General features: G+C 72.9%; 8 protein-coding genes. 4 read left to right on the forward strand and 4 right to left on the reverse strand.

What is annotated here, in order from left to right:
* Nucleotide 1: 1 nt before the first annotated feature.
* Together mctP and AB0L25_RS40625 are read right to left on the reverse strand one after the other, a co-directional pair.
* Complete coding sequence (gene mctP, locus AB0L25_RS40620; RefSeq protein ID WP_500178947.1) at nucleotides 2–1,672, reverse strand: monocarboxylate uptake permease MctP; 1,671 nt, start codon at nucleotides 1,670–1,672, stop codon at nucleotides 2–4.
* 4 nt (nucleotides 1,673–1,676) lie between these two features.
* Complete coding sequence (locus AB0L25_RS40625) at nucleotides 1,677–1,919, reverse strand: DUF3311 domain-containing protein (RefSeq protein WP_500178949.1); 243 nt, start codon at nucleotides 1,917–1,919, stop codon at nucleotides 1,677–1,679.
* Nucleotides 1,920–2,313: 394 nt separating this feature from the next.
* Between AB0L25_RS40625 and AB0L25_RS40630 the strand changes: the two genes are divergently transcribed.
* From AB0L25_RS40630 to AB0L25_RS40640, 3 genes are all read left to right on the forward strand, one after another.
* Nucleotides 2,314–4,470: an anthranilate synthase component I gene (locus AB0L25_RS40630; protein WP_500178950.1), complete on the forward strand. Its 2,157-nt coding sequence runs from the start codon at nucleotides 2,314–2,316 to the stop codon at nucleotides 4,468–4,470.
* Nucleotides 4,471–4,800: 330 nt separating this feature from the next.
* Complete coding sequence (locus AB0L25_RS40635; protein ID WP_169528911.1) at nucleotides 4,801–4,947, forward strand: GPGG-motif small membrane protein; 147 nt, start codon at nucleotides 4,801–4,803, stop codon at nucleotides 4,945–4,947.
* Between the two features lie 74 nt (nucleotides 4,948–5,021).
* Entirely contained in the window at nucleotides 5,022–5,957 is a 936-nt protein-coding gene (locus AB0L25_RS40640) for an SDR family oxidoreductase (RefSeq protein WP_500178953.1), read from the forward strand.
* Here the strand turns inward: AB0L25_RS40640 and AB0L25_RS40645 are convergent.
* Complete coding sequence (locus AB0L25_RS40645; protein WP_500178955.1) at nucleotides 5,948–6,979, reverse strand: helix-turn-helix transcriptional regulator; 1,032 nt, start codon at nucleotides 6,977–6,979, stop codon at nucleotides 5,948–5,950. The genes AB0L25_RS40640 and AB0L25_RS40645 overlap by 10 nt on opposite strands.
* Nucleotides 6,980–7,077: 98 nt before the next feature.
* Between AB0L25_RS40645 and add the strand changes: the two genes are divergently transcribed.
* A complete protein-coding gene (add, locus tag AB0L25_RS40650) occupies nucleotides 7,078–8,103 on the forward strand; it encodes an adenosine deaminase (RefSeq protein ID WP_500178957.1) in 1,026 nt (341 codons plus the stop codon).
* A 21-nt stretch (nucleotides 8,104–8,124) separates the two neighbouring features.
* Here add and AB0L25_RS40655 read toward each other — a convergent pair.
* A partial coding sequence (locus tag AB0L25_RS40655; protein WP_500178958.1) for a DUF1266 domain-containing protein occupies nucleotides 8,125–9,179 on the reverse strand: 1,055 nt, incomplete at its 5' end.

Below are 9,179 nucleotides of genomic sequence, written 5' to 3' on the forward strand. Positions count from 1 at the left end.
ATCACCGTGGAGATCGCGATGAACCCGACCACGAACCAGTTGCGGTACTTCTCGACGACGGACCAGAACGACACGATGACTCGATCTCCTTGATCTTCGGGTCGTTCTCGTCGGCGAGGTAGTCGGCCTCCTTGGTCGCGTCCACCCCGTCCTTGAGGCTCGCGGCGCGGCAGATCACGGTCCCGATCACCGCGACGACCACGTTGACGAGCAGCGCCATGACGCCCACGTAGAGGGTCATCGTCGTGTCGAGGCCGAGGTCGGCCAGGGGGTAGGCCGAGCCGCCGAAGTGCTCCTTGCCCTTGGCCGGGTTCGGGATCTGGTAGAGCATCGCGAGGCCCACCAGCATGCCCGCCGCCCAGCCGGCGATGAGCGCGCCGCGGTGGAACCAGCGGGTCATCAGGCCGAGCGCGACCGCCGGCAGCGTCTGCAGGATGATCACCCCGCCGATCAGCTGCAGGTCGATGGAGAACTCCGGGTCCAGCAGCAGGATGCACGCCACCGCGCCGACCTTGACGACCAGCGACACCAGCTTGCTGACCGTGGCCTCCTGCTTCTCGGTCGCGTTCCGGTTGAAGTACTCCCGGTAGATGTTGCGGGTGAACAGGTTCGCCGCCGCGATCGACATGATCGCCGCGGGGACGAGCGCGCCGATGCCGACGGCGGCGAAGGCGACGCCCGCGAACCAGTCCGGGAACATCTGGTCGAACAGCACCGGGACGATCGTGTTGCCGTCGGCCGTGCCCTCGTGGGAGACCGGCTTCACGTCCGCCGCGATGGCCATGTACCCGAGCAGCGCGATCAGGCCGAGCACGAGGCTGTACGCCGGGAGCGCCGCCATGTTCCGCTTGATCACGTTACGGTTCTTGCTGGCCAGGACGCCGGTGATGCTGTGCGGGTACAGGAACAGCGCCATCGCCGAGCCGAGCGCGAGCATCGCGTAGTTCAGCTGGTTCGAGCCGTTCAGCAGGATGCCGTCGGTCGGATTCTCCGACGCGTCGAACTTGGCCTGCGCCGAGTCGAAGATGTCGCCCCAGCCGCCGAGCTTCGCGGGGATGTAGAGCACCGCGACGATGATCACCAGGTAGATCAGGACGTCCTTGACGAACGCGATCAGCGCGGGCGCCCGCAGACCGGACTGGTAGGTGTAGGCCGCCAGGATCACGAACGCGATGATGATCGGCCAGTGCCCGTGCACGCCCATCGCCTTCAGCACGGCCTCGATGCCGACGAGCTGCAGCGCGATGTAGGGCATCGTCGCGACGATGCCGGTGATCGCGACGACCAGCGCCAGCGTCGGCGAGCCGAAGCGCGCCCGGACGAAGTCGGCGGGGGTCACGAAACCGTGCACGTGCGACACCGACCAGAGCCGGATCAGCACGATGAACACCAGCGGGTACACGACGATCGTGTACGGGACGGCGTAGAACCCGGCCGCCCCGGCGCCGAACACGAGCGCGGGGACGGCGACGAACGTGTAGGCCGTGTAGAGGTCGCCGCCGATCAGGAACCAGGTGATCCAGCTGCCGAAGCTGCGGCCGCCCAGCCCCCACTCGTCCAGGTTGTCCATGGTCTCGGCCCTGCGCCAGCGCGCGGCGACGAACCCCATCCCGCTGACCAGCAGGAAGAGGGCCGAGAAGATGACGATCTCTGTGATGTGGTCGCTCGCCACCGGATCAACCCCGCTTCCGTGTCATGCGGTAGACGATGACGGTGCAGGTCACCCCGAGCGGGATGAACAGCAGCTGCATCCAGTAGAAGGCCGGGATGCCGGCCAGGCGCGGGGAGTCGCTGTTGTAGAAGAAGGTCAGCAGCGGCACCACGATGGGCACGATCAGCAGCCAGTTCCACGGGCTGCGATCGGAGCGGGGCGCCGGCGCCGGGGGTGCCGGCTCGGCGGGCTCTTCCTTCGAGACCAAGGGGTCCTCCTTGCCGCTCGTTCACGGGGACCCGGACGCGCCGCCCGCTCGTCCGGATGGCGAGACGGGAGCGTGTCACGGGTGAAACCGGGTGAGCGTACCGTGACCGGTGTCACAGGTCGATATCGGCCATGGCACGACTTGGGTGGACCGTTCCATCACGGGTGTCGTCGCAGGTCGGCGCGGTCTCGCGCGCGCCGGTCGACCCGGGCGGCGCGGACCCGGTAGGCTCGGTCCATGCGAACCGTGCCCCGCCGAATCACCGGCCAGTGGTGGTGGCGCCGCTAAGGCGGCGCCGGTTCGTGCACGTTCCAAACCAGGCGACCGCCCTCACCCGGCGGTCGGTGACGCGTCGTCCGTCCGGTGCAGGGCCCGACGATGAGGGGCCACCGCGGTGGAGACCGTCTCACAACAGCCGACGACCGGCGAGTTCGTCACGGCCGGGGGCGTACGGGTGACCCGTACCGCCGCGCCCGTCGATCCCGAGCGCAAGTCCGACGTGCTGAACGCGCTCGTCGCCGCCGTGGGGGAGCGGCGCGGCGGGGTGCTCAGCTCCGGCATGGAGTATCCCGGCCGGTACAGCCGCTGGCACATGGCCTACGTCGACCCGTGCCTGGAGATCGTCGCGCGCGGCCGGACGGTCGCGGCGCGGGCCCTCAACGGGCGCGGCCGGGTCGTGCTGCCCGCGGTCGCCGCGGTGCTGCGCGGGACGGGCGAGGTGCGGGCCGACGGGCCCGGCGAGTGCGCGGTGTTCGTCCCGCCCACGGAGGACTTCTTCACCGAGGAGGAGCGCAGCCGGCAGCCGACGGTCTTCACCGCCCTGCGCGCCGTCATCGACCTGTTCCGCTGCGACGACCCGCACCTCGGCCTGTACGGGGCGTTCGGCTACGACCTGTCGCTGCAGTTCGAGCCGCTGAAGCTGCGCCTGGAGCGGCCGGACGACCAGCGGGACCTCGTGCTGCACCTGGCCGACGAGATGGTCGTCGTGGACCGCAAGCGCGAGACCTCGCACCGCATCTCCTACGACTTCGAGGTCGGCGGGACGGCCACCGCCGGGCTCCCGCGGGACACCGGGCCGACGCCCGCGGTCGTCCCGGCGGACCTGCCCCCGCAGCCCGTCCCCGGCGTGTACGCGCAGATGGTGCGGGACGCCAAGGAGCGGTTCGTCCGCGGCGACCTGTTCGAGGTGACGCCCGGCCACGCCATGCACGGCCGCTGCGACTCGCCCGCCGCGTTCTTCGAGCGGCTGCGCGAGACGAACCCGGCGCCGTACGAGTTCCTGTTCAACCTCGGTGACGGCGAGTACCTGGTGGGCGCGTCGCCCGAGATGTTCGTGCGGGTGAGCGGCGACCGCGTGGAGACCTGCCCGATCGCGGGGACGATCGAGCGCGGCGGCGACGCGCTGCAGGACGCCGAGCAGATCCGCACGATCCTGGCGTCGGCGAAGGACGAGTCCGAGCTGACGATGTGCACGGACGTGGACCGCAACGACAAGTCGCGGGTGTGCGTGCCCGGCAGCGTCCGGGTGCTGGGCCGCCGGCAGATCGAGATGTACTCCCGGCTCATCCACACCGTGGACCACATCGAGGGGCGGCTGCGTCCGGAGTTCGACGCGCTCGACGCGTTCCTCACCCACATGTGGGCCGTGACGGTCACCGGGGCGCCCAAGACGTGGGCGATGCAGTTCATCGAGGACCACGAGGACTCGCCGCGCCGCTGGTACGGCGGCGCGGTCGGGTTCGTCGGGTTCGACGGGTCCATGAACACCGGCCTCACCCTCCGGACGGCGCAGATCCGCGACGGCGTCGCGACCGTGCGGGCGGGCGCGACGCTGCTGTACGACTCCGACCCCGACGAGGAGGAGCGCGAGACGCACCTCAAGGCGAGCGCGCTGCTGGGCGCGCTCGCGGCGACCGCGCGGGGCGACGCGGAGCCCGAGCGGGAGCCGGAGCCCGCGCCGGAGCGGCCGGGGGACGGCCTGAAGGTGCTGCTCGTCGACCACGAGGACTCGTTCGTCAACACCCTCGCCGACTACTTCCGGCAGCACGGCGCGGACGTGGTCACGCTCCGCCACGGCTTCCCCGCGCGGCTGCTGGACGAGCACGCCCCCGACCTGGTCGTCCTGTCGCCGGGCCCGGGACGGCCGGACGACTTCGCGACCGGCGCCCTGCTGGACGCCCTGGACGCCCGGGGCCTGCCCGTCTTCGGCGTCTGCCTCGGCCTGCAGGCGATGGTCGAGCACGCGGGCGGCTCGCTGGACCTGCTGCCCGAGCCGTCGCACGGCAAGCCGGGCCAGGTGAAGGTGACCGGCGGCGGGCTGTTCGAGGGGCTCCCGGACGAGTTCACCGCCGCCCGCTACCACTCGCTGCACGCCACGCCCGACCGGGTGAGGGGCTTCCAGGTGACGGCGACGACCGGCGACGTGGTGATGGCGATCGAGAACGCGGAGCGGCGGCGCTGGGCCGTCCAGTTCCATCCGGAGTCGATCCTCACGGCGGCGGGCGGCGCCGGGCACCGCATCGTGGCGAACGTGCTGCGGCTCTGCCGCTGACCGTTTCCGGGGGCCGCCGGGCGGCCCGGTCCGCCCGTCCCCCTCCGGAGTGATGAACCGAATCTCGTTCCGGAGTCGGATTGCGGACTGCAGGAAATGGTCCTTGAGGTGCTGTCTTCGCGGGGCGCGGCACGGCAGAATCGGTGATCGGCCACCGCGCCGCTCGCGGCGCGGGTGATCGCCGTTATCCCGGCGGAGGAGGGAGGCGCGCTCCCTCCTCCGCATCGGCGGCCGCATCCCGGGGCACTTTTGCCCGGCATGGAACCCGGTTTTCGGTCGTCCGAATCGACTTGGGTGTTTCGTGGTCGTCCCCTGGGGGACCCCGGGACCATGATGTTCATACTTTGGCTCATCGCGGTGATCCTCGTGATCGCCGGCGCCTACGTCCTGATCGCCCGTCGCGACCTCCTCTGGGGCATCGTCCTCATCGTCGTCGGCCTGCTCGTCGGCCCCGGCGGCGTCAGCATCTTCGGCTGACGCCGGAGAAGATCTCCGGCGGCCCGGCGGAAGACTGACGCGCGCTGTCAGGTTTCGCTGCCAGCATCGGCGGCATGAGCGAGAACGAAACCGAGAGCGCGCCGCTGGCGGGGAAGGTCGCGCTGGTCGCCGGCGCCACCCGGGGCGCGGGCCGCGGCATCGCCGTCGAGCTCGGCGCCGCCGGAGCCACCGTGTACTGCACGGGACGGACCACCCGGTCCGCGCGGTCCGAGATGGACCGTCCCGAGACCATCGAGGACACCGCCGAGCTCGTCACGGCGGCGGGCGGCGAGGGCGTCGCCGTCCGGGTCGACCACCTGGATCCCGCGCAGGTGGACGGCCTCGTCCGCCGCATCGACGACGAGCGCGGCCGGCTCGACGTCCTGGTCAACGACATCTGGGGGAGCGACCACCTCTTCGAGTTCGGCAAGCCGCTGTGGGAGCAGTCGCTGGAGAACGGGCTGCGGATGCTGCGGCTCGCCATCGACACCCACGCCGTCACCAGCCACAAGGCGCTGCCCCTGCTGATCCGTGAGCCCGGCGGTCTCGTCGTCGAGATCACCGACGGGACCGCCGAGTTCAACGCGGACTACCGCCGGGACTGCGGCTACTTCTACGACCTGGTCAAGACCGCCGTGATCCGCATGGCGCTCGCCCAGTCCGTGGAGATCGCCCCGTACGGCGGGACGGCCGTGGCGGTGACGCCCGGCTGGCTGCGGTCCGAGGCGATGCTCGAGCACTTCGGCGTCACCGAGGACACCTGGACCGACGGCGCGGCGAAGGACCCGCACTTCGCGATCTCCGAGACGCCCGCGTTCGTCGGCCGCGCCGTCGCGGCCCTCGCGGCCGACCCGGAGCGGGCCCGCTGGAACGGGACGTCGCAGTCCAGCGGCGGGCTCGCGAAGGTCTACGGGTTCACCGACGTCGACGGCAGCCGGCCGGACGCCTACACCTACATCACCGAGGTCGCGATGGCGGGCAAGCCCGCCGACGTCACCGGCTACCGCTGACCTGGCCCGCCACCGGCGTCACCACCGGCGTCACCACCGGCGTCGCCGTCGCCCGGCCGCGCGTACAGCGCCGCGAGCCGGGCGGCGGTCCCGGCCATCCGCGCCCGCAGCTCCGGCGGGCCCAGCACCTCGACGTCCGCGCCGAGGATCCGCATCTCCTGCGCCGCCACCTCGAGCGACTCGACCGGCAGCACGGTCGTCCGCCACCCGTCCGCGTCGGGCTCCCCGGCCGCCTCGGCGGCCCGGCGCACCGCGTGCTCGGTGGCCGCGAACCGCAGCCCCCGCATCCCCTCCGGGCTGAGCCGCACGGTGATCTCCTCGCGCAGCATCGACCGGGCGAACGCGTCGGCCTGCTCCCGCCAGTACCCCGCGAGGTCGAAGTCCACGTCGCGGTCGAACGTCGCGCCGGTCGGCGTTACAGCCCCGACCCGGTCGACCCGGTAGGTGCGGCCCCGCCCCTCGACGAGCGCCACCAGGTACCAGGTGCCGTTCTTCAGGACGAGCCCGTACGGTTCGGCCGTCCGCGTCACGTCGCCGTCCTTGCGCCGGTACCGCAGCTCGACCTCCGCGTCCGACCAGACGGCGGCGGCGAGCTCGCGCAGCAGCGGCGGCGGATCGGGCGCGTGGAACCAGCCGGGCGCGTCCAGGTGGAACCGCTGCCCGGCGCGGGCGGGCGCGTCCCGCAGCGGGCCCGGCAGCGCGGCCAGCACCTTCAGCTCCGCGGCGGCCACGGCGTCGGCGAGGCCCATGTCCCCGGCCGGGCCCGGCAGGCCCGACAGGAAGAGCGCCTCGGCCTCCTCCCGGCTGAGCCCGGTCAGCCGCGTCCGGTATCCGGCGACGAGGCGGTAGCCGCCCGCCCGGCCCTGCTCCGCGTACACCGGGACCCCGGCCGCCGAGAGCGCCTCGACGTCCCGGTACACGGTCCGCTCCGACACCTCCAGCTCCCGCGCCAGCTCGGCCGCCGTCATGCGGTCGCGCGACTGCAGGAGCAGGACGAGTGAGATCAACCGGGACGCGCGCACACCCCCATCGTGCCCGGTCCGGGGGATCTTCACAATTTCGTGGCAGGTTCGCCCGGTTTCTCTGTCCCGGCCGCTCGTGGCGCTGTTAGCGTCGCCGCGTGCCGACCCAGAACACGTCCATCGAAGCGTTCATCGACGCCCTGCCCAAGGTCGAGCTCCACGTGCATCTCGTGGGCTCGGCGTCCGTCCCCACCGTCCTGGAACTCGCCCGCCGGCACCCCGACGGCGGCGTGCCCGTGGACGAGCGCGAGCTGCGCGCGTTCTACAAGTTCACCGACTTCCCCCACTTCGCCCAGGTCTACGACCGGGTGAACCACCTCGTCCGGACGCCCGAGGACGTCGCGACGCTCGTGCTCGGCGCCGCCCGCGACCTCGCCGCCCAGAACGTCCGGTACGTCGAGCTGACCGTCACCCCGCAGGCGCACACCCGCGCGGGAATCCCGCACCACGCCGTGCGCGAGGCGCTCGACATCGCCGCGCGGCGCGCGCGGGAGCTGCACGGCATCCAGGTCGCCTACATCTATGACATCCCGGCGGACTTCGGGATCGACGGGGTGAAGGGCACCGTCACGGCCGCGCTGGAGCACCCGGCGGAGGCGCTCGTCGGCTTCGGGATCGGCGGCATCGAGCAGATGCGCGCCGCGATCCGCGACGAGATCCGGGACGCGTTCCGCGCCGCCCGCGCCGCCGGGCTCCGCAGCCTCCCGCACGCCGGCGAGATGACCGGCCCCGAGACGATGTGGGAGGCCATCGACCATCTCGGCGCCGAGCGGCTCGGCCACGGCATCGCCTGCGTCCGCGACGAGCGGCTCATGGCGCACCTCCGCGACACCGGCACGCCCCTCGAGGTCTGCCCGACCTCCAACGTCTGCACCGGCCAGGTCGCCGCGCTCGCCGACCACCCGCTGCCGCGCATGCTCGACGCCGGCCTGTTCGTCACGCTGAACAGCGACGACCCGCCCATGTTCGACACGACGCTGACCGGCGAGTACCGCGCCGCCGCCGAGGCGTTCGGCCTCGGCCGGACCGAGCTGGCCGCGCTCGCCCGCAACGCCGTCACCGCGTCCTGCCTGGACGGCGCCGCCAAGCGGGCCCTCACCGCGGAGATCGACGCCCTCGCCTGAGAGGCCCGCCGCCCGCGCCCGTCAGCCCCACGCCATGCGGCGCCAAGGACTGGCGGGGTCCTCGGCGAGGATGCGGTGCCCGACCACCGAGCGCGCGTACCACTGGCCGAACTCGCCCTCGTCGAACCGCAGCATCCGGCCGAGAACGTACCCGGCGGAGAACGACTCCCACGACGGGTACACCTGCTGGGCGCGGCGCCCGGCCGTCAGGACGCACCGCTCCGCCTCGTCGGCCTCGCAGAACCCGGCGCCCAGCCCCCAGCGGGCCATGTTCACGGCGCGCCCGAAGTCGTAGCCGTACACGCTCTCCACCCGCTCGTCCGGCCCGAGGAGCCCGTCCGCGCGGAACCGCTCCTCGTACCGCAGGATCAGCCCGGACATCTCGATCACGCGCCGGGTGGTCGCCTCCGACACGTTCCGTTCGGCGCACCATCCGGCGATCGCGGCCCGCCACGAGGCCGGTTCCATGCCGGGCGACCGCCGGTCGAGGACCATCTGGATCCCGGGGTCGGAGTTCTCCGCGTCCAGCAGCGCCCGGACCTGCTCCCGCCAGCCCGCCGCGTCGGTCACGCCCCAGTCGCGTTCCAGCAGGACGCGGTCGTCGCGCGACCCCGGCTCGCCGAGCGTGTTCCACGCGACGCCGTTGCTCACGGCCAGGTGCGCGCCGACGCCGAGCGCCGCGGCGAGCTCGCCCCACGCCGCCCCGTTCGGGTCGGTGACGAGGACGTCGAAGTCGCGGTCGGGCCGCCGCTCCGCGTCCGCCAGCAGCCGCGCGACCCGCCGGCGCCCGTCGCCGTCCGGCGCCAGCCGTCCCAGCAGGTCGCGCAGCGGTTCGACCGCCGCGCGCGGCCCCGCGTCCTCGACGATGAGCCGCGCCGCGTGCACGCCCGCGACGTCCGCGCGCCGGTCGTCGCCCAGCGAGCGGAACGCGGCCATCGCCGCCCACGCCCGCCGCGCCGCCTCGCCCGCGCGCCCGGCGGCGGCCAGGACGTGCGCGGCGTGCCCGTCGAGGACCGCGCGCAGCTCCCCGTCCGCCGGCCCGGCCGCCCCCTCGGCGGCCGCGAGCACCCGGACCG

It is taken from the genome of Spirillospora sp. NPDC052242, from assembly GCF_040679555.1.
In the GTDB taxonomy this organism is placed as follows: Bacteria; Actinomycetota; Actinomycetes; order Streptosporangiales; family Streptosporangiaceae; genus Spirillospora.

What these genes read in the sequence shown, in the direction of transcription:
- AB0L25_RS40635 (WP_169528911.1), top strand. Translation starts at nt 4,801, where the DNA reads ATGATGTTCATACTTTGGCTCATCGCGGTGATCCTCGTGATCGCCGGC.
- AB0L25_RS40640 (WP_500178953.1), top strand. Translation starts at nt 5,022, where the DNA reads ATGAGCGAGAACGAAACCGAGAGCGCGCCGCTGGCGGGGAAGGTCGCG.